The organism is Thauera sp. (assembly GCF_035444905.1).
In the GTDB taxonomy this organism is placed as follows: domain Bacteria; phylum Pseudomonadota; class Gammaproteobacteria; order Burkholderiales; family Rhodocyclaceae; genus Thauera.
In genome coordinates, this window is record NZ_DAOMPS010000011.1 from 70,087 (window position 1) to 89,498 (window position 19,412).

Annotated in this window: 16 protein-coding genes; 9 read left to right on the forward strand and 7 right to left on the reverse strand. The window is 70.1% G+C overall.

The annotated features are described in order from the left end of the window. Positions 1–39: 39 nt before the first annotated feature. Complete coding sequence (locus PLC66_RS07420; RefSeq protein WP_324538927.1) at positions 40–1,998, forward strand: ATP-binding protein; 1,959 nt, start codon at positions 40–42, stop codon at positions 1,996–1,998. A 52-nt stretch (positions 1,999–2,050) separates the two neighbouring features. Then, positions 2,051–4,222, forward strand: coding sequence for an EAL domain-containing response regulator (locus PLC66_RS07425; RefSeq protein ID WP_324538929.1), 2,172 nt, complete (start codon positions 2,051–2,053; stop codon positions 4,220–4,222). A gap of 95 nt (positions 4,223–4,317) precedes the next feature. Here the strand turns inward: PLC66_RS07425 and PLC66_RS07430 are convergent, their stop codons facing one another. From PLC66_RS07430 to PLC66_RS07440, 3 genes are all read right to left on the reverse strand, one after another. Next, the gene (locus PLC66_RS07430; RefSeq protein WP_324538931.1) at positions 4,318–4,626 is read right to left on the reverse strand and encodes a c-type cytochrome; all 309 of its coding nucleotides are present in this window, start codon (positions 4,624–4,626) and stop codon (positions 4,318–4,320) included. Between the two features lie 133 nt (positions 4,627–4,759). Further along, positions 4,760–5,605, reverse strand: a complete 846-nt coding sequence (queF, locus tag PLC66_RS07435; RefSeq protein WP_324538989.1) for an NADPH-dependent 7-cyano-7-deazaguanine reductase QueF — start codon at positions 5,603–5,605, stop codon at positions 4,760–4,762. Further along, the gene (locus PLC66_RS07440; protein ID WP_324538933.1) at positions 5,605–7,128 is read right to left on the reverse strand and encodes a cobyric acid synthase; all 1,524 of its coding nucleotides are present in this window, start codon (positions 7,126–7,128) and stop codon (positions 5,605–5,607) included. Before PLC66_RS07440 ends, queF begins: the two co-directional genes overlap by 1 nt. 165 nt (positions 7,129–7,293) lie before the next feature. Between PLC66_RS07440 and cbiB the strand changes: the two genes are divergently transcribed. The 4 genes from cbiB to PLC66_RS07460 all read left to right on the forward strand — a co-directional run bounded on the left by cbiB (position 7,294) and on the right by PLC66_RS07460 (position 11,448). Next, positions 7,294–8,259 (forward strand): adenosylcobinamide-phosphate synthase CbiB, encoded by a 966-nt coding sequence (gene cbiB, locus PLC66_RS07445; protein WP_324538935.1) that lies wholly within the window; start codon positions 7,294–7,296, stop codon positions 8,257–8,259. After that, entirely contained in the window at positions 8,252–9,289 is a 1,038-nt protein-coding gene (cobD, locus tag PLC66_RS07450; RefSeq protein WP_324538937.1) for a threonine-phosphate decarboxylase CobD, read from the forward strand. The genes cbiB and cobD overlap by 8 nt, the downstream gene beginning before the upstream one ends. A 132-nt stretch (positions 9,290–9,421) precedes the next feature. Continuing rightward, positions 9,422–10,330, forward strand: coding sequence for a cobalamin-binding protein (locus tag PLC66_RS07455; RefSeq protein WP_324538939.1), 909 nt, complete (start codon positions 9,422–9,424; stop codon positions 10,328–10,330). Positions 10,331–10,416: 86 nt separating this feature from the next. Continuing rightward, positions 10,417–11,448 (forward strand): MBL fold metallo-hydrolase, encoded by a 1,032-nt coding sequence (locus PLC66_RS07460; protein WP_324538941.1) that lies wholly within the window; start codon positions 10,417–10,419, stop codon positions 11,446–11,448. 118 nt (positions 11,449–11,566) lie between these two features. Here the strand turns inward: PLC66_RS07460 and PLC66_RS07465 are convergent, their stop codons facing one another. Next, positions 11,567–12,712 carry a M48 family metallopeptidase gene (locus tag PLC66_RS07465; protein ID WP_324538943.1) on the reverse strand — a complete coding sequence of 382 codons (1,146 nt, stop codon included), beginning with the start codon at positions 12,710–12,712 and terminating at the stop codon, positions 11,567–11,569. A 306-nt stretch (positions 12,713–13,018) separates the two neighbouring features. Here PLC66_RS07465 and PLC66_RS07470 point away from each other — a divergent pair, with 306 nt between their 5' ends. Continuing rightward, on the forward strand, positions 13,019–14,611 hold the full coding sequence (locus tag PLC66_RS07470) for a DEAD/DEAH box helicase (protein WP_324538945.1): 1,593 nt from the start codon (positions 13,019–13,021) through the stop codon (positions 14,609–14,611). 145 nt (positions 14,612–14,756) lie between these two features. Continuing rightward, positions 14,757–16,052 carry an acetyl-CoA hydrolase/transferase family protein gene (locus PLC66_RS07475; protein ID WP_324538947.1) on the forward strand — a complete coding sequence of 432 codons (1,296 nt, stop codon included), beginning with the start codon at positions 14,757–14,759 and terminating at the stop codon, positions 16,050–16,052. A 71-nt stretch (positions 16,053–16,123) separates the two neighbouring features. Here PLC66_RS07475 and PLC66_RS07480 read toward each other — a convergent pair whose 3' ends face one another. From PLC66_RS07480 to PLC66_RS07490, 3 genes are all read right to left on the reverse strand, one after another. Then, complete coding sequence (locus tag PLC66_RS07480; RefSeq protein WP_324538949.1) at positions 16,124–16,558, reverse strand: CBS domain-containing protein; 435 nt, start codon at positions 16,556–16,558, stop codon at positions 16,124–16,126. 243 nt (positions 16,559–16,801) lie between these two features. After that, positions 16,802–17,659 (reverse strand): archaetidylserine decarboxylase, encoded by an 858-nt coding sequence (gene asd / locus PLC66_RS07485; RefSeq protein WP_324538951.1) that lies wholly within the window; start codon positions 17,657–17,659, stop codon positions 16,802–16,804. A gap of 136 nt (positions 17,660–17,795) precedes the next feature. Continuing rightward, positions 17,796–18,401: a LysE/ArgO family amino acid transporter gene (locus PLC66_RS07490; RefSeq protein WP_324538991.1), complete on the reverse strand. Its 606-nt coding sequence runs from the start codon at positions 18,399–18,401 to the stop codon at positions 17,796–17,798. Positions 18,402–18,520: 119 nt separating this feature from the next. On the opposite strand from PLC66_RS07490, the gene PLC66_RS07495 reads away from it, so the two are divergent. Beyond that, positions 18,521–19,405, forward strand: coding sequence for a LysR family transcriptional regulator ArgP (locus PLC66_RS07495; RefSeq protein WP_324538953.1), 885 nt, complete (start codon positions 18,521–18,523; stop codon positions 19,403–19,405). Positions 19,406–19,412: the final 7 nt, after the last annotated feature.

The following is a 19,412-nucleotide window of genomic DNA, read 5'->3' on the forward strand; positions in this document are numbered from 1 at the left end:
ATCCGGGCGTCGGGCCCCCTGCCCTCCCCTGAGCGCCGCATGCTTCCTGCCACCTTCAGCGCCTTCGAGCTCCAACCCGTGCCGGATGGGGCGTCCACCATCCTGCGCCTGCTCGCGGCCCAGTCGCCCAACTGGCCGGAAGTTGCGCTCGTCGCCGCGCGCGATCCGGCGCTCAGTCTGGCGCTGCTGGTGGCACAACCGCTCGCCGAGGGCGAACTCGACGCCGGCCTGAACGCGGCCCTGCGTCGCCGCCTGGAGCGCATCGGCACCGACCTGCTGCGCGCCTGGCTGCTCGGCCTGGGCCATCTGGGCGCGCAGAACGGCGCCCCCGCGGCCGACGTCGCCCTGTTGCGTGCCGAATGCGCCCTCCACCTGGCCATCGAGTCCGCCTACCCCCGCCCCGACGAAGCCTATCTGGGCGGACTGTGGCGCGGGCTCGCCGGAGCCGCCGCCTGCAAGGACGGCCGCCGGCCCGCGTTCACCAGCCTGATCCACGACTGCGGCCTGCCTGCCAGCCTGGCCGACGCGCTCGAGCTCGAAGGCCTGCTCGACGAACAGCTCGCCGGCGCCCACCCGCTGCTGCGCCTGATCGAAGCGGCCGAACTGCTCGCGCGCGACAGCTGGCAGGACGAGGTCGCGCGCGTGGCCCGGCTGTGCGGCCTGCACTACGACAGCTTGCTGAGCCTGCGTACCGACGTCGGCTACATCGTCTCCGGTCACGCCAGCTATCCGCCGCCCCCCGTCGTCGCTTCCAGCCTGACGCACGCCCCCGCGCGGCTCGCCGACGACCCCTATCGCAGTGCCGGCATGCTGGGCCTGCTCACCGCCGCCTTCGTCGACCTCGACGGTCCGACGATCAAGGAGCGCCTGCGCCTGGCCTGCCCGCTGTTCGGGCTGCACACGCCGCCCGTGCTGCTCGGCGCGGACAGCGCCGGCCTGCTGCGTCCGCTGCTGGAGGCCGACGCCGGCAGCATCGGCGCGTTGTTCACCGAACTGCGCCTGCGCGTCGACGACGAAGCGAGCTGTATCGCACTGTGCGCACGCAGCGAACATCCGACGTCCTTCTTCCCCAGCGACAGCGGACCGGGGCGCAGCCTCGCCGACTGGCAGGTGGCGCGCTGGCTGGGCCAGCACGGCTTCTACTGCCTGCCACTGGCGAGCGGGCAGGACGCCGTGGTGGCGCTGGTCGCGGCCCACTCGGCCCAGGCGCTGGACGGCGAGCTGCGCTGGCGTTATGCGGCCCTGCTCGGTGCCGCCGCGCGTGCGCTGCGCAGCTTCGCCCGCCAGCGCGGCGAGCTTGCCGCGCGCGAGGCGGTCCTGCAGCAGCGCTTCCGCGATCATGTGCGCAAGATCGCGCACGAGGCCACCAATCCGCTCACCGTGCTCAAGAGCCGCCTCGGCATGCTGGTGCTGCAGCGTCCCGAGGACATGCCGCTGCAGGACGAGATGAGCCTGCTCAACGCCGAGCTCGACCGCATCGACACGCTGCTGCGCCACGCCGCCGAGCTGCCCACCGAGAGCACCGAGCCCAGCTACTGCCGCGTGCCCGAGCTGCTGCTCGACATGCGCACGCTGTACGGCGAACCCCTGTTCGGCAGTCGCGACCTGCAGCTCGAGCTGCGCGCCGCGCGCGACGTGCCGCCGGCGGCGATGCCGGCCTCGGCCCTCAAGCAGGTGCTGCTGAATCTGCTGCGCAACGCGTCCGAGGCGCTGCAGCCCGGCCAGCGCCTGGTGATCTCCGTCTTCCCGCAGGTGAATGTGGACGGGCGCAACTGCCTCGAGATCCGCTTCGTCGACAACGGCCCGGGCCTGCCTCCGGCGCGCGCGGACGACCCGCTGTCGCCACGGCCGAGCGACAAGGGCGGCAGCCACCAGGGCGTGGGCCTGACGGTGGTGCGCGAGATCCTCGGCCAGTGGGGCGCCACCCTGCTGTGCCGCAGCCAGGCGGGCGCTGGGACGAGCTTCCAGATCTTCGTGCCGCTGGAACAAACGGCCTGAGTGTTGCATCATGCGGGCACTGAACACATCTGCTTACATTGCCCTGGGAGCCATGGTCACTCCGGCTGAGCAAGCGTTACGGCCTCAGGTCGAAGGTGCTGCTGACGCTGACACCGCCGATTTCCGCATCCTGATCGTCGATGACGACCCGGCCCTGCGCCGCACCTTTCCTCATGTGCTCGCGCGCCCGGGGCGAGTATTCGATGAGTGTGGCAGCATCGGCGAAGCCATCGACAGGCTGAGCGGGCAGCACTACGCGCTGATCCTGCTCGACTATCGCCTCCCCGACGCCAACGGCCTCGCCCTGCTCGACTGGCTGGCCGACAACCAGCGTGACGAGGCGGTGATCATCATCAGCGGCGAAGACGCCATCGACGCCGCAATCGGTGCCCTGCGCCGCGGCGCCGACGACTACGTGCGCAAGCCCTACCACGTCGCGCAACTGCAGCGCGCGGTGGACGGCGCGCTGCACAAGAGCACGCTGGAGAAGGCCAACAAGCTGATGAGCCAGCGCCTGAAGGCCTCCGAGCGCCTGCACCGCTACCTCGTCGAAAGCTCCCCCGACCTGATCTTCACCCTCGACGGCGAAGGCCGCTTCAGCTATCTCAATCCGCGCGCCAAGGCCCTGCTCGGCTACGAACGCGGCGCGCTGATGCGCCGCCCCTTCACCACCCTGGTGATGCCCGAGGATCTGGATCGCATCCACGGCCTGCTCAGCCAGCCCAGCTCACTGCCGGGCGAGAGCTTCAACGTCGAGCTGCGGCTGCGCAAGTACCACCCGTCCAGCGAAGGCGACAGCATCACCGTATCGCTGACCGGCATCCCGATGCTGACGCAGGAAAACGACCGCCGTGTCGTCGGCCTGTACGGCGTCGCGCGCGACATCTCCGAGCGCAAGCGCGCCGAGGAGATCATTTCCTTCCAGGCCTATCACGACCAGCTCACCCACCTGCCCAACCGGGTGCTGTTCAAGGACCGGCTGGAGCTGGCCATCGCCCAGGCGCAGCGCCGCACCGGCGCACTGGCGGTGATGTTCATCGACGTCGACCGTTTCAAGCTGGTGAACGACACCTTCGGCCACGCCGAGGGCGACGTGCTGCTGCGTGCGATCGCCAGCCGGCTGTCGGCCACGCTGCGCCGCGGCGACACCCTGGCCCGCCTCGGCGGCGACGAGTTCACCGTGCTGCTGCCCGACATCAACCAGCCGGAAGACGCCGAGGTCATCGCGCGCAAGATCCTCGACACCCTGAGCACGCCGGTGGCGCTCAGCCAGGGCGACTTCCGCGCCACGGTCAGCATCGGCATCTCGCTCTTCCCGCGCGACGGCGGCACGGCCGAAGACCTGACGCGCAATGCCGACATCGCCATGTATCAGGTCAAGCGCTCGGGCAAGAACGCGTTCCGCTTCTTCGACCCCGACCTCAATTCGCGCCACCGCGACCGCATCGCCCTCGAGAACGACTTGCGCAGCGCCATCGCCCGCGACGAGCTCGAGCTGCACTACCAGCCCCAGGTGAGCATGGTCCACCGCAGCATCGTCGGCCTCGAGGCCTTGCTGCGCTGGAACCATCCGGCGCTCGGCGCAGTACCCCCGGCGACCTTCATCCAGGTCGCCGAGGAAGTGGGCCTGATCGGCGAGATCAGCACCTGGGTGATGGAGCAGGCCTGCCTGCAGCTGGCCACCTGGCAGCGCGACGGCGTGCCGGCGACCCGCCTGTCGATCAACCTGTCGGCGCACGACTTCCATCGCAGCGACATCGTCGATGCCATCACGGGCTGCCTCGGTCGCCACGGGGTGGATCCCCACCACCTCGAGATCGAGATCACCGAGAGCATCATGATGAACGACACGGCGAGCGTGGCGAGCAAGGTGCGCGGCCTGCGTGCCGCCGGGCTCAGTGTCGCCATCGACGACTTCGGCACCGGCTACTCAGCGCTCGCCTACCTGCAGAAATTCCCGGTCAGCACGCTGAAGATCGACCGCAGCTTCGTGCGGGATCTCGAGGGGCCGATGACCAACCCGATCATCTCGGCGATCACCGGCATCGCCCGCGGCTTCGAGCTCGAACTGGTCGCCGAGGGCGTGGAAAACCTGGAGCAGGCTTCGGCCCTGCGCACGCTCGGCTGCGACGTCATGCAGGGCTATCTGTTCGCCCGCCCGGCACCGGCCATCGACGCCGAAGCCTGGCTGCGCCGCCCCGAGCTGCTGTTCGCACCACACTAGAAGGGCGCGGGACGTCCATCAACGACAAGGCCGGCAATCGCCGGCCTTGTCGTTTCTGCGGAGCGGATCGCAACGGCGATCCGCGACCCGGGGGATCACTTCTGCGACAGCACCCACTCGGCCAGCGCCTTGGCGTCGGCGTCGTTCACCTGCGGGTTGGGGGGCATGGGGATCTGGCCCCAGTTACCCACGCCGCCCTTCTGGATCTTGGCCGCCAGCACGTCGGCCGCGTCACCCTGGCCAGCGTACTTGGCCGCGACCTCCTTGTAAGCGGGGCCGACGAGCTTCTTGTCCACCGCGTGACAGGCCATGCAGTTCTTGGCCTTGGCGAGTTCGGCCGTGGCGAAGGCCGGGGCGGCGGAGAGGAGACCTGCAGCAACGGCAGCAGCAACGAGAACCTTCATCTTCCTTACCTCTTGTGGTGTTGGTGATCAGCACACCGATGTTAAACCAGCCCACCGGGCTTGCCTATTGATACACCTCATAGGCAATACGCTGTTGCGCATTTTTGCCATGCCCGACATCAAGTTCCGACGCTCACTGGCGCACTTCCATGCCTTCGTCCGGCCGCAGCCCGGCATGGCTGGCGCGGAAGGGATTGATGTCGAGCCCGCCGCGCCGCGTGTAGCGCGCCCACACGGCGAGTTCGAGCGGCCGGCAACGCGCCATGATGTCGCAGAACACGCGCTCGACGCACTGTTCATGGAATTCGTTGTGCTCGCGAAAGGACACCACGTAGCGCAACAGGCCCTCGCGCGCGATCGCCGGGCCGCGGTAGCGCACCACCAGCATGCCCCAGTCGGGCTGGCCGGTGACCAGGCAGTTCGACTTCAGCAGGTGCGAGTACAGCGTCTCGCTGACCGTCTCGCCACCGGCCGACAGCAACGCGGGGTCGGGCTGGTAGTGCGTGATGTCGAGCTCGAGCTCATCCACGCACACGCCCTGCGGCGTGCTAGAGCAGCGCTGCGGGCGCGCCGACAGCGGCACGATGCGCACCGCCACCGCCCCCCCCGCCGCCGCCGACAGGTCGCGGGCGATGAGCGCACGCACCTCGTCAACGCTGGCGCAACGCTGCTGGTTGAAGGCATTGAGGTAGAGCTTGAGCGACTTCGACTCGATCAGGCGCGGCGTGTCGGCCGGCACGCGGAACTCGCCCAGCGCCACCACCGGCTTGCCGCGCGGGTCCAGCCACGACAGCTCGTAGGCATTCCACAAGTCCTCGCCGACGAAAGGCAGGGCGCCGGCGCGCAGGCCCAGCTCGTCGCGCTTGAGCTGGCGCTCGATGGGAAACAGCAGCTCGGGCGCGTAGGTGTCCCGGTATGCGACCGGACGGCCGAGCGGCGAGGCTTCGGCACCGTGCGGGGTATGGCTTGGCTTGGTCATCATCGGTCCTGCGCCTGCGCCGCAGACGGCGCCATTTCGTTCATCGGTGCGTCGAACAGGGCGGCGAGATCGACATGCACCTCGAGCGCGTCGGCCAGGCGCTCGAGGTCGGCCTCGCGCCGCGCCGCCAGATCGACCGTCTGCGCCCGCTCCAGCCCGGCCCAGGCCAGCAGCGCGGCCAGCGCCGCGGGCGCATCGAAGAGCCCATGCACGTAGCTGCCCAGGATCTGACCATCGGCCGACAACGCGCCGTCGGCGCGCGGTCCCGCCGCATCCTGCAGGTAGAGCGCCGGACGCTGCAGCGCCGGCCCGCTCGAGACCCCCATGTGGATCTCGTAGCCCACGAGCCCGGCCTGCCCGGGATCGAGCTCGGCACTCAGACAGCCGCGCACGTTGCCAAGTTGCTTGTCGCGCGCGAGCACCGTCTCGATGTCGAGCAGGCCCAGGCCGGCGACGCTGCCCGGCGCCCCTTCCAGCCCGAGCGGATCGTCCACCACCCGGCCCAGCATCTGAAAGCCGCCACAGATGCCGACGACGCGGCCACCGTAGCGCAGGTGGCGCCGAATGGCCGCCACCCAGCCCTGCGCGCGCAGCCAGGCGAGGTCGGCCTGCACGCTCTTCGAACCCGGCAGCACGATCAGATCGGCCGGCGGGATGGCCTGGCCCGGTCCCACCCAGCGGAAATCGACCTGGGGGTGCAGGCGCAGCGCGTCGAAGTCGGTGTGGTTGGAGATGCGCGGATACACCGGCGCCACGACCTTCAGCGCACCGGCGCCCGCAGCGACGTCGGCCGCGCCGTCGGCGAGCGCGTCCTCGGCGTCGAGGAAGAGCCCGTGCAGGTAGGGCAGCACGCCGAACACCTTCTTGCCGGTGCGCGCCTCCAGCCAGTCGAGGCCGGACTGCAGCAGGCCGATGTCGCCACGAAAGCGGTTGATGACGAAACCGCGGACACGGGCCTGCTCGCTCGCCGACAGCAGATCGAGCGTGCCGACCAGATGGGCGAACACGCCGCCGCGGTCGATGTCGGCCACCAGCACCACCGGCACGTCGGCCGCCTCGGCGAAGCCCATGTTGGCGATGTCGCGGTCACGCAGGTTGATCTCGGCCGGGCTGCCCGCGCCTTCGACCAGCACCGCATCGAAGCCGGCGCACAGCCGGTCCCAGCTCTGCATCACCGCCGCCATCGCGCGCGGCTTGTAGGCATGGTAGTCACGCGCGGACAGGTTCGCCGCGACGCGGCCGTGGATGATGACCTGGGCGCCGATGTCGCTCGAGGGCTTGAGCAGCACCGGGTTGAAGTCGGTATGCGGGGCGACGCCGGCGGCCAGCGCCTGCAAGGCCTGGGCGCGACCGATCTCGCCGCCGTCGGCGGTCACCGCCGAGTTGAGCGCCATGTTCTGCGGCTTGAACGGCGCCACGCGCAGGCCGCGCCGGCGCAGCACGCGCGCCAGGCCCGCCACCAGCGTGCTCTTGCCGGCATCCGAGGTCGTGCCCTGCACCATCAGGGTCAGCGGAGGAGACATCGCGTAAAATCGCCTTCCTTTTTCGAGGGGCAGGATTATCGCCGATTCCTGCCGCCGGCTGGCCTTACTCTCCCGGGCCCTGCTGCCGAGGCCGCATCGAAGACCCGCGGCGCCCCCACCCTTGCGTCCCGTCGACGCTCTCACCGAGACCTTCTTCGCCCCCCCATGCCGATCAGCGCTGCCGTCATCCTCGTCATCAAGCTCGCCGCTGGCGTGCTCGCCGACCGCCTGCTCGGCGAGGCGCGCCGCTTCCATCCCCTGGTCGGATTCGGGCGCTGGGCGGCGGCCATCGAGGCGGCGGTGCGGCACCACGTCGGTGCGCAGCGCGGCGCCGGCGCCCTCGCCTGGGTGCTCGCCGTGCTGCCCTGGGTGGCCCTTGCGCTGTGGCTGCGCACGCTGCAGCCCTGGGCGCACTGGCCGGTCGACATCGCGCTGCTTTACTTCGCCCTCGGCGGGCGCAGCCTCGCCGAGCACGCCGAGGCGATTGCGGCCCCGCTGGAAGCCGGTGACCTGGCCCGGGCGCGCACCCGCGTGGGCTGGATCGTGAGCCGCGACACCGCCGCCCTCGATGCCACCGGCGTGGCGGCGGCGGGCACCGAGTCCGTGCTCGAGAATGGCAACGATGCGGTGTTCGGCGCCCTGTTCTGGTTCATCGTCGGCGGCGGCGCCGGCGCGCTGCTGTTTCGCCTCGCCAACACCCTCGACGCGAGCTGGGGCTACCGCACGCCGCGCTACCTGCGCTTCGGCTGGGCGGCGGCGCGCATCGACGACCTGCTCAACCTGCTGCCGGCCCGGCTCACCGCGCTCACCTACGCGCTGCTCGGCCGCACCCGACGCGCGCTCGCCTGTTGGCGCAGCCAGGCCGCGGCCTGGGACAGCCCCAACGCCGGCCCGGTGATGGCCGCCGGCGCCGGCGCACTGGGCGTGGCGCTGGGCGGGCCGGCGATCTACCATGGCCGCCTCGAACAGCGCCCGCCGCTGGGCGAGGGCCGGCCGGCGGACGCCGCGTCGATCCGCGCCGCGCTCGGCCTCATCCGCCATGGCGTGCTGCTGTGGCTGGCGCTCGCTGGCGGCGTCGCACTCGTCGTGCTCGCGCTGCCATTCCTTACCGGCGCCACCGGCCATGCTTGAGCACGGCGGTCGTCTGCGCCGCGCCGCCGCCCACTACGGCATTGCGCTCGGGGACTGGCTGGACCTGTCGACCGGCATCAACCCCGAGCCCTATCCCGTGCCACCGATCCCGCTCGCCGCCTGGCAACGCCTGCCCGAGGACGACGACGGCCTCGAAGCGGCGGCCGCCGGCTATTACGGCAGCGCCTCCCTGCTGCCGGTGGCCGGCTCGCAGGCCGCCATCCAGGCCCTGCCCGGTGTGCTCGTCGAGCTTGTGGGCGCGCGCCAACCCGCCCTGCGGGTAAGTCTGCTCGCCCCCAGCTACGCCGAACATGCCCAGGCCTGGCGCGCGCATGGGCCCGCCTTGTTTGCCGCCGAGGACGCCGACCGCGCGGTGGCGCGCAGCGACATCGTCGTCGTGGTGCAGCCCAACAACCCCACCGGCGTGCAGTTCGAGCGCGCCCGCCTGCTCGAATGGCAGCGGCAATTGTCCGCACGCGGCGGCTGGCTGGTCATCGACGAGGCCTTCATCGACCCCACGCCCGCGGCCAGCCTGGCGCCCTTGGCCGACGGCTACGGCCTGGTGGTGCTGCGCTCGCTCGGCAAGTTCTTCGGCCTGGCCGGCGCACGCGTCGGCTTCGTGCTGGCGCCGGCCGCGGTACGCGAGCGCTTGGCGGCGAAGCTCGGCCCGTGGACGGTGAGCGGCCCGGCGCGCCATGTCAGCCGCGCCGCCTTGCTCGACCGAGCTTGGCAGGCGCACGCCTGCCGCAAGCTGCAAGCCGGCGGCGCGCGCCTCGCCCGTGTGCTCGGCGAGGCCGGCCTGGCGCCGGTACACGGACCGGCCCTGTTCAAGTGGTGGCCGAGCGCCCAAGCCGCCGCCCTGCATGCCGCCCTCGCCCGCCGCGCCATCCTCACCCGCCTGTTCGATGCGCCGGCGGCGCTGCGCTTCGGCCTGCCGCGCGAAGAGGCCGACTGGCAACGCTTCCAGCACGCCTTGCACGCGGCGCTGGCCGAGATCGGCCCGTCGCCCGCCCTGCCTGTGCGCCGCTGACCGGCACCACGACACTGCTCCAGCCCCTTCCCTCTCCAGCCCCCACCCCACACCCCCATTACCAGCCCCCACCGCGGAACCGCCCTGATGAGCTTCTCCCTTCTCCCACCTCGGACCCGACTGTCGCCCCTCATGCTCAGCCTGGCAGTGCTCGCCGGCGCCAGCCCGCCTGTGCAGGCGCAGATCACGCTCACCGATGACGCTGGCCAGACGCTTCGGCTCGACAAGGCCGCCACCCGCATCGTCAGCCTCGCCCCCCACGTCACCGAGCTGCTGTTCGCGGCCGGCGCTGGGGAGCGCGTGGTCGGTGTCGTCGCCTACAGCGACTTCCCGCCCGAGGCGAGGCAACTCCCCCAGGTGGGCAGCTACAACCAGGTGGACCTCGAGGCCGTGCTCGCCCTGCGCCCCGACCTGATCGTGGGATGGAAGAGCGGCAACCGCGAACAGCACCTCGAGCGCCTGCGCGCGCTCGGCATCGCCGTGTGGATCAACGAGCCACGCAACCTGGACGATGTCGCCCGCAGCATCGAAGCCCTCGGCACGCTCGCCGGCAGCACGGCCGTGGCGCAGGCGAATGCCGACGCCTTCCGCCGTCGCCATGCCCGCCTCAAGGCCGACTACAGCGAGCGGCCAGCGGTGCGCACCTTCTACCAGATCTGGGACCGGCCGCTGATGACGGTCAATGACGAGCACGTGATCGCCGACGTGATCCGCCTGTGCGGGGGGCAGAACGTGTTCGGCAGCCTGGCGCAACTGGCACCGACGATCGCCGTCGAGAGCGTGCTCGCGGCCAATCCGGAGGCCATCGTCGCCAGCGGCATGGACGAGGCGCGGCCGGAGTGGCTGGACCAATGGAAGCGCTGGCCCGCGCTGGCGGCGACGGCGGCGGACAACCTGTTCTTCGTCCCGCCCGATCTGATCCAGCGCCACACGCCGCGCCTGCTCGACGGCGCCGAAGCGCTGTGTGCGCATCTGGAGACGGCGCGCAGCCGCCGCACGGCGTCCGGCGCAGCGCACTCGGCGCCTGCCGGCACACGCTGAGCCGCGCAGCAGCACGACCGGCGCGCAGTCAATCAGTTTTCTATAATATGCTGACCATCGACCGCGACCCCCGCCCGGAGACCGCCATGACCACGCCCGCCCACCGCCCTTCGCGCCGCCATTTCCTGAAGGCCGGCCTCGGCCTTGCCACGGTCGCCGGGCTGGCCGGCAACTGGCCGCAGCTGTCCGCCTTTGCGGCCGACATGGACGACTTCATCCGCGGCCCCGCGGTCCCCGACATTGCGCCGCAGCAGCTGTCGCCGCACGTGTGGATGATCTATTCGCGGGACGGTTTTCCCACCCCCGAGAACAAGGGCATGATGAGCAACATCACCTTTGCGGTGACGCAGCAGGGCGTGGTGATGCTGGATCCGGGCGGCTCGGTGCAGATCGGCGAAATGGCGCTGCGCATGATCCGCAGCGTCACCGACAAGCCGGTGGTGGCGATCTTCAACACCCACTATCACGGCGACCACTGGCTGGCCAACCACGCCTTCGAGGACGCCTACGGCAAGGACCTGCCGATCTACGCCCATGCGGTGACCCGGCGCGAGATCCTCGGCGTGCAGGGCAGCCTGTGGCACAGCCTGATGGCGCGGTGGACCAACCAGGCCACGGCGGGCACGCGCATCGTGGCGCCCAACAACGAGGTCGCTCACGGCGACGAATTCGACTTCGGCGACCTGACCCTGCGCATCCACCACTACGGCCTCGCCCATACGCCGGGCGACATCTGCATCGAGGTCGTCGAGGACGCGCTGACCCACGTCGGTGACGTGGCCATGGACCGCCGCATCGCCAACATGGACGACGGCTCCTACGTCGGTACCTTCCACTTCTACGACGAACTCGAAAAGAACGCGCCCTCGCGCATCTGGGTGCCCGGTCACGGCCGCCCGAGCGGCGAGGTGCTGGCCTGGAACCGCGAGCTGTTCGAGGGCATCTACGAGAACTGCGTGCGTGCGGTGGAGGACGGCGCGGACATGGCCAGCGCGCGTGCCCGGGTGCTGGCGGATCCGCGCGTAGCCGGCAAGGCGGCCGACACCGCCGGCTTCGATACCAACATCGGCAAGTACGTCAGCCTGGCCTATCTCGAAGCGGAGAAGGAAGCCTTCTGAGCATCCCAAGCCCCCGCGAGCGGCGGAAGGCGTTCTCGAAGAAAACAACAGGTTGCAGAACGTTTTCTTGAGAGGGCCGCCCCGCGCCGAGAGGAGCCACCCGGACGCCCGACACCGCTCAGACGCCCGCGGCCTCGCCCTCTTCAGGGACCAGCATCGGGTGGCGCTCGATGCGGCTCACTTCCCACCAGGCACGATCGAAGATCCACGCCAGACTCGGCAGCAGGGCGCGGAAGAAATGCTCGGCGGCCGACGCGCCGGCCTGCGGCTGCGGGTCGACCGTCACCCGCAGCGCGCACAGGCGGCGCTGCAGCGAAGGGTGAAAAGCGTCGCCGCGGCCGCGGGCGTCGGCAAGCTCGCGCGAGCGGGCGATCACCGCCTGCGCATAGCCGGCGGCCACGCCATGCCCCATCTCGCGGAACGGTCTCACCCGCGAGCCGTCGTCGGCCGAGCGCAGGGCCTGCACCCGTGGCCAGTAGTCGTGCTCCAGGAAATGCGCCTTGCGGCTGAGCTCGATCAGGGTCTCGCCGAGCAGCACCGGCCCGACCAGCATGGCTGCGCGTGCATCGGCCTCGAGCTCCTCGACCCGGGCCAGGCGCAGCATGTCGTGAAAGAAGCGCGCCGCGTGGCGACCAAGCAGCGAATCCCCCTCCGCCGCATCGCCCAGCAGGGTGTCGAGCACACGCGCCCACCACGCCCGCGCATAGCCCCCCCAGCCGCCCCAGCCCCGCCGTTGCGCGGCGATGTGGCCGAACTCATGAGCCAGCACGGCGGCGAACTGCAGCGCCGACAGGCTGTGCACCAGCGGCAGGCCGACCAGCAGCTCAGTGCGCAGCGGCCCGAACAGGCCGAAGCGCGGCCGCTGCACGACCGCGGCGTTGACCTCGTCGGTGATGCGCACATGGCGGACGGGAGGCACGCCGGCGCGCTCGGCAAGCTCGTCCAGCAGATGGAAGAATTCCTCTGCCGCGGGCCGCGGCAGGAGAATGCCCTGCGTCTGCGGGGCGGGGCGCAGCAGCGCATGCAGGGCGGCAAGGGCGATGGCGGCACAGCCAAGCCCGGCGCCCACCCACATCAGCGTGGCCAGCGGGCGCCCGGCACCGATCGCCTCCCAGGCCGACCACGCGCAGGCGGCGACGGCAGAGGCCAGCAACAGCGCCAGCGCCAGCAGGGCGAGCAGGCCGGCGGCCGCGCACCCGCCGAGTCTGCGCGCGAGCCGCGCACGCAGGCGGATGACGCTGGGACGGGGTTCGAAGTCGTGCATGCGTATCCTGGCCCCTTGATTGAAGCGCGACAACAGTGTAACGAAGTTTTGCGCGCACTGCAGCATGAAGGGCGCTCAGGCCTCGAGACCAAGGGGTGGCAGATGCCTCCGTGGCCCGAAATGCCTCGCCATTCCTGCGCCAAGCGCTTATAGTGCGCACGCGCTGCGAATGTACCAATCCGTCGCAGTGTCTCCTGAAACGATCCGCGCGACCGCAGCGCATGCTGTGTTGCGGCCCGGATCTCTTCCCGCCGTCTGGATAGGTATCGCATCGATGGATGCGATGGACGTGCGCTGGACCATCAAATGAATTCCGAAGTGACTTTCGCCAGCCTCGGGCTGGCCGAACCTTTGCTGCGCGCCATTGGCGAAGCCGGCTACACCACCCCCACGCCGATCCAGGCCCAGGCGATTCCGCAGGTGCTCAACGGCGGCGACCTGCTGGCCGCCGCCCAGACCGGCACCGGCAAGACAGCCGGCTTCACGCTGCCGCTGCTGCACATGCTGGCGGCCACCCATGCCCACCCGCACCCGCCCGGCCGCCCGCGCTGCCTCATCCTCACGCCGACGCGCGAACTCGCCGCCCAGGTCGAGGAGTCGGTCAAGACCTACGGCAAGCATCTTCCGCTCAGCTCGCTGGTCATGTTCGGCGGCGTCAATATCAACCCGCAGATCGCGGCGCTGAAGAAGCGCGTCGATATCCTGGTCGCCACCCCAGGCCGCCTGCTGGACCACGTCGGCCAGCGCACGCTCGACCTGTCGGGGGTCGAGATCCTGGTGCTGGACGAAGCCGACCGCATGCTCGACATGGGCTTCATCCGCGACATCCGCAAGATCCTCGCCCTGCTGCCGAAGAAGCGCCAGAACCTGCTGTTCTCGGCCACTTTCTCGGACGAGATCCGCGAGCTCGCCAGCGGTCTGCTGCACAATCCGGGCACGGTCGAGGTCGCTGCGCGCAACACCACCGCCGAGCGCGTCGACCAGGCGGTCTACGAGGTCGACCAGAAGCACAAGCGCGAACTGCTCGCCCATCTGATGAAGGAAAAGCAGTGGTTCCAGGCGCTGGTGTTCACCCGCACCAAGCACGGCGCCAACAAGCTCGCCGAATACCTGAGCAAACATGACATCCCGGCCGCTGCCATCCACGGCAACAAGAGCCAGGCGGCGCGTACGCGCGCGCTGGCCGAGTTCAAGGATGGCTCGCTGCCGGTGCTGGTCGCGACCGATATCGCCGCGCGCGGTCTGGACATCGACCAGTTGCCGCAGGTGGTCAACTTCGAGCTGCCCAACGTGCCGGAAGACTACGTCCACCGCATCGGCCGCACCGGCCGCGCCGGCGCCGCCGGCAACGCCATCTCGCTGGTCGACGGCGAGGAGATCAAGCTGCTGACCGCGATCGAGCGCCTGATCAAGCGCCGCATCGAGCGCGCCACGGCCGAGGATTTCGTTCCCAGCGCAGGCGCCGCGGCCGCACACGACGCCGATCATCGGCGCGATCCGCTGCCGCGCCGTGGCGGCGGCCGCCCGGGCCAGGGTCAGGGTCACGCGCGTAGTGCCGGCTCGGCCGATGCGCCGCGTGGCGGTGGCCGCGCCCTGGCGGATCGCGCTGCGGCCCCGGCCAAGCCGGCAGGCCGGTCGCAAGCGCCGCGGGCACGCGGCGAGGTCGATGGCAACCGCGCACCACGCAATGGCGAAGGTCGCGTGGCAGACGGCAACCGTACCGCGCCCCGGCGCGCCGATGTCGACGGCAACCGCATCGACGCCAACCGCGGCAACGGCGGCCGTCGGCCCGACGCCGATGGCAATCGCGCGCCGCAGGGCCTGGACCGCCGGCCAGGCGTCCGCCCTGCGCAGCGCGCCGCCCTGTTTGCCGCCAAGCCCGGTAACGGCAACCGCTGAACCCTCAGCGCCACGGCAAGCGCGACACCGCCCCCCGGCATACCGGGCGGCGGTTTTTTTTCGCAAGGCCGCTTCCATACGCGTCAGTATGGAAACACGTATAATCCGGCCTTGACGAGCATCACGATCCGATCGAGGGGAAAGCATGAGTGTGCAGGCACTTTACGAACAGAAACGCATGTCACCCGCCGACGCGGCGGAACTGATCCGTGACGGCGACGCCGTCGTCGTCCCCACCGGGGTGGGCGAGCCACCCGCCCTGCTGCATGCGCTGTCCGAGCGCCGCCACAGCCTGCGCAAGGTGTCGGTGAGCCAGATACTGCCGCTGCGCAAGTTCGCCTATCTCGACCCCGAAACGCGCGCCAACATCCGCCACGATGCCTATTTCTTCGGCGGCGCCACGCGCGCGGGCGGCCAGGCCGGCTGGGTGGATTTCATCCCGGCCTACTTTTCCGAACTGCCGATGCTGATCGAGCGCGGCCTGTCGCCGGCCGACGTCGTGGTGTCGATGGCCTCACCGATGGATGAGCACGGCTACTTCAGCCTGTCCCTGGCGCCCGACTACACGATGGCGGCGATCCGCCGCGCGCGTGTGGTGCTGCTCGAGGTGAACTCGAACGTGCCCTTCGCCAATGGCGACTGCCACGTGCACATCTCGCAGGTCAGCGGCCTGGTGGAAAGCGACGAGCCCTTGTTCGAGGTCGGCCTGCCGCAGATCGGCCCGGTGCAGGAGGCGATCGGCAAGTACGTCGCCGACCTCATCGACGACGGCGCCACGCTGCAGATCGGCTACGGCGGCATTCCCGACGCCGTCGTGATGCAGTTGCAGCACAAGCGCGACCTCGGCATCCACACCGAGATGATCGGCGACGGCATCCTGTCGCTGATCGAGTCGGGCGCGGTCACCAACCGCAAGAAGACCTTCATGCCCGGCAAGACGGTCGCCACCTTCGCCCTCGGCTCGCAGCGCCTGTACCGTCACCTGCACCGCAACCCGGCGGTGGAGATGCACCCGGTCGATTTCACCAACGACCCCTACATTGCGGCGCGCAACGACAGGCTGTGCGCGATCAACGCCACGCTGCAGATCGACCTGCTCGGCCAGTGCGGCTCGGAGAGCCTGGGCCACCTGCCCTACTCGGGCACCGGCGGCCAGGTCGACTTCGTGCGTGCGGCCAACCGCTCGAAAGGCGGCAAGGCCTTCATCGTGCTGCCGTCGACGGCGAAGAACGACAGCGTGTCGCGCATCGCGCCGGTGCTGTCGCCGGGCACGCACGTGACCACCAGCAAGAACGACATCAGCTACGTGGTCACCGAACACGGCGTGGCCGAACTGCGCGGCAAGACCGCCAAGCAGCGCGCCGAGGCACTGATCGGCATCGCCCACCCCGACTTCCGCGGCGAACTGCGCGCGGCCGCGAGGGCGATGAACCTGCTGTGAGAGATGAACCGGCTGTGCGCTGAGCCGGCCGTGAGCCAGGCGGCGCCGGCGCATTGCCGGCGCCGCACCGGTTACAGGATCACGGTGATTTCTTCGCGACGCAGCAGTTCGGCACCGAAGTCGAGCGCATCCAGCGCGAGCGCATCGCGCGCCGTCACCACCCCGAGCGGGCGCCGGTCGCTGTCGATGATCGGCACGTGGCGCACCCCGTTCTCGAACATCAGGTGCAGCGCGTGACCAAAGGGCTTGTCCTCGGACAGCGTCTGCGGGTTGTGGGTCATGACCTCGCCGACCGGCGTGGTGTCAGGGTCGAGGCCGGCCGCAAGGACACGGAAGGTGGCGTCGCGCTCGGTGAAGATGCCGGTGAGGATGCCATGCTCGGTGATGAGCGCAGCGCTGCAGTGCAGGTCCTGCATCATGCGGGTGACTTCGCGTACCGGGGTGTATACCGAGGCGCAGACGAAGGGACGATCGGAAAGGATCTGATGGATCGGGCGGCTGGGCATGATCTGTCTCCTGATGCTCTTGTGGAAAGGCACGGATTACCAAGCTTCAAACGTGCCAGCTTTGCAGCCCCGCGAATGAGCCCGCACACGAGCCGCAAATTATTGTTTTAGCACATCTTTTTGACAGAAAGATGACCATCGGCGGATATTGCGACGCAGCATTTCTCACAAGAAATGCATCGCCAACGTGCATCTCGCCGTGCGTGCGCACAGCCGCGGTGCATTGACGGCACCGCGCGCGCCTCAGGCGTCCGCCGTCCTGCGCGCGGCCATGGCCTCGCCCATGCGCACCGGACGCGCCGCCACCCAGTCGCCGTTGAAGCGCAGCACGTCCTTCGGGAACAGCATCACCACTGTGGAGCCAAGCAGGAAACGCCCCATCTCCTCGCCCTTGCCGAGCATGACCTCGCCCTCGCCGTAGCTGCGCTTTTCGATGTCGGGCCGGCGCGGCGGATTGACCACGCCATGCCACACCGTCGCCATGCTGCCGACGATGGTGGCCCCCACCAGCACCATCACGAAGGGGCCGCAGTCGCCTTCGAACACGCACACCACGCGCTCGTTGCGCGCGAACAGCCCCGGCACCCCGCGCGCGGTCACCGGGTTCACCGAAAACAGGTCGCCCGGCACGTAGATCATCTGCGTGAGGCGGCCGGCACAGGGCATGTGGATGCGGTGGTAGTCGCGCGGGCTCAGGTAGAGCGTGGCGAAATCGCCATCCTCGAAGCGTGCCGCGAGCGCGCGGTCGCCGCCCACGAGCGCGGTCGTCGAGTAGAAGTGGCCCTTGGCCTGGAAGATCTGGTCGGCCTCGATCGGGCCGAACTGGCTGATCGCGCCATCCACCGGGCACAGGAAGTCGGCCTCGGCGAGCGACCGCGCGCCGTCACGCAGCGGGCGGGTGAAGAACGCGTTGAAGCTCGCGTAGCTTGCCGGATCGGCGTTGGCCGCCTCGGCCATGTTCACCCCGTAACGCTTCACGAACCAGCGGATCACCGCCGTCGTCGCCCTGCCACCTTCGAGACTGGCGAGCTTGCCGGCAAGCTGGGTGAGGAGTCGCTTGGGCAGGGCGTACTGGAGGGCGACGGCGAGACGGTCGGACACGGCGGGGATCCTGGGCGAGATGGGCGCGCGCAGCGCCGATGCCAGCATTATACCGAGCGCCCCGGCGCTGGCCGGGCGTGAAACACGCGCCTGACAACGCCGCCCGACCGCCCCGCTCGCTGCGCCCCGAGGCTGGTCACGCCAGCAGCAGCGAGGCGGCGATCCCCCACAGCATCAGGGCCACCAGCGCATCGAGCACGCGCCAGGCCGCCGGTCGCGAGAACAGCGGCACGAGCAGGCGGGCACCGTAGCCGAGCAGCACGAACCACACGATCGAGGCGGTGATCGCGCCGGCGGCGAACAGCGGGCGCAGATCCTCGGCCTGCTGGCTGCCGATCGAGCCGAGCAGCACGACGGTGTCGAGGTAGGCGTGCGGATTGAGCAGGCTGAAGCCGGCGGCGGCGAGCAGGGCCTGGCCGCGCGACAGCTGCGTGCGTGCGCCGAGCTCGGCGCGCACGCCGCCGCGCAGGGCCGCGCGCAAGGAGCGGGCGCCGTACCACAGCAGGAAGGCCGCGCCGCCATAGCGCGCCACCGCCATCAGGTCGGGGTTGGCGGCAAACAAGGCGCCAAGCCCGGCGATGCCGACCAGGATCAGCGCCATGTCGCACAGCGCCGACACGCTCACCGTGAGCAGCACATGCTCGCCCCGCAGCCCCTGGCGCAGCACGTGCGCGTTCTGCGCGCCGATGGCCATGATCAGCCCGAGCGTCAGCGCGAAACCGTTGAAGAAGACGTTGCCCATGCCGTTGCCCATGTCCCGCCCCGTTGTTGTTTGATTTGACCGTGAGGCGCGGACTGTAGGCGCCTGGGCGCCTTTTATTAAGTAGAATCGATTTAATTCAATTCTCTTCAAAACTTCTAATGATCGATCACCGCCTGCTCGCCTTCGAGGCCGTGCTGCAGGAGGGCAGCTTCGAGCGCGCCGCGCGCCGTCTGGCACTGACCCAGTCGGCCGTGTCGCAGCGCGTGAAGCTGCTCGAGGCCGAGCTCGGCCAGGTGCTGCTGGTGCGCAGCAAGCCCGTGCGCCCGACCCCCGCCGGCCGCCGCCTGCTGCCCTACCTGAGCCAGCTGCGCCTGATGGAGGCCGAGGCGCGGCGCGCGCTGTCGCCGGGCAGGCAGGACGGCCCGCTGCGCCTGGCGATCGGCGTCAATGCCGACACCCTCGCCACCTGGTTCCTGGCTGCGGTGGCCGAAGTCGTGCGTGAGGAGGGCCTGGTGCTCGACTGCGTGGTCGACGACCAGGACCACACCCACGCCCTGCTCGCCGACGGCGAGGTGCTGGGTTGCGTCTCCACCCGGCCCGATCCGATCCGCGGCTGCGCGGTCGAGCGTCTCGGCGTGATGCCCTACCTGTGCGCGGGCTCGCCCGCCTTTCGCGCGCGCTGGTTCCCGCACGGGCTCACGCGCAGCGCGCTGGCCCGCGCGCCGGCCATCGTCTTCGGGCGCCACGACGACATGCACGACGCCTTTCTGCGGCGCCACTTCGGGCTGGATGCCGGCCAGTATCCGCACCACGTCGTGCCCTCGTCCGAGGGCTTCATGGCCTTCGCCGCCGCCGGCCTGGGTTACGGCTTCATCCCGGAGATCCAGGCGCGCGAACACCTGGCCCGCGGCGAGCTCGTCGATCTCGCGCCCGAGCGCGAGGACGTGGTGCTGTACTGGCACCACTGGCTGGTGCAGTCGCCAGTGATGGCGCGGCTGGCGCAGGCGATCGCGCACACTGCCGCGCAGGTGCTGCGCCAGTGAGCCCGGC

Bases quoted from the DNA above. Each gene is read 5' to 3' on its own strand.
- PLC66_RS07420 (WP_324538927.1), top strand. From the start codon at position 40: ATGCTTCCTGCCACCTTCAGCGCCTTCGAGCTCCAACCCGTGCCGGAT.
- PLC66_RS07425 (WP_324538929.1), top strand. From the start codon at position 2,051: ATGGTCACTCCGGCTGAGCAAGCGTTACGGCCTCAGGTCGAAGGTGCT.
- PLC66_RS07430 (WP_324538931.1), bottom strand. From the start codon at position 4,626: ATGAAGGTTCTCGTTGCTGCTGCCGTTGCTGCAGGTCTCCTCTCCGCC.
- queF (WP_324538989.1), bottom strand. From the start codon at position 5,605: ATGACCAAGCCAAGCCATACCCCGCACGGTGCCGAAGCCTCGCCGCTC.
- PLC66_RS07440 (WP_324538933.1), bottom strand. From the start codon at position 7,128: ATGTCTCCTCCGCTGACCCTGATGGTGCAGGGCACGACCTCGGATGCC.
- cbiB (WP_324538935.1), top strand. From the start codon at position 7,294: ATGCCGATCAGCGCTGCCGTCATCCTCGTCATCAAGCTCGCCGCTGGC.
- cobD (WP_324538937.1), top strand. From the start codon at position 8,252: ATGCTTGAGCACGGCGGTCGTCTGCGCCGCGCCGCCGCCCACTACGGC.
- PLC66_RS07455 (WP_324538939.1), top strand. From the start codon at position 9,422: ATGCTCAGCCTGGCAGTGCTCGCCGGCGCCAGCCCGCCTGTGCAGGCG.
- PLC66_RS07460 (WP_324538941.1), top strand. From the start codon at position 10,417: ATGACCACGCCCGCCCACCGCCCTTCGCGCCGCCATTTCCTGAAGGCC.
- PLC66_RS07465 (WP_324538943.1), bottom strand. From the start codon at position 12,712: ATGCACGACTTCGAACCCCGTCCCAGCGTCATCCGCCTGCGTGCGCGG.
- PLC66_RS07470 (WP_324538945.1), top strand. From the start codon at position 13,019: ATGAATTCCGAAGTGACTTTCGCCAGCCTCGGGCTGGCCGAACCTTTG.
- PLC66_RS07475 (WP_324538947.1), top strand. From the start codon at position 14,757: ATGAGTGTGCAGGCACTTTACGAACAGAAACGCATGTCACCCGCCGAC.
- PLC66_RS07480 (WP_324538949.1), bottom strand. From the start codon at position 16,558: ATGCCCAGCCGCCCGATCCATCAGATCCTTTCCGATCGTCCCTTCGTC.
- PLC66_RS07490 (WP_324538991.1), bottom strand. From the start codon at position 18,401: ATGGGCAACGTCTTCTTCAACGGTTTCGCGCTGACGCTCGGGCTGATC.
- PLC66_RS07495 (WP_324538953.1), top strand. From the start codon at position 18,521: ATGATCGATCACCGCCTGCTCGCCTTCGAGGCCGTGCTGCAGGAGGGC.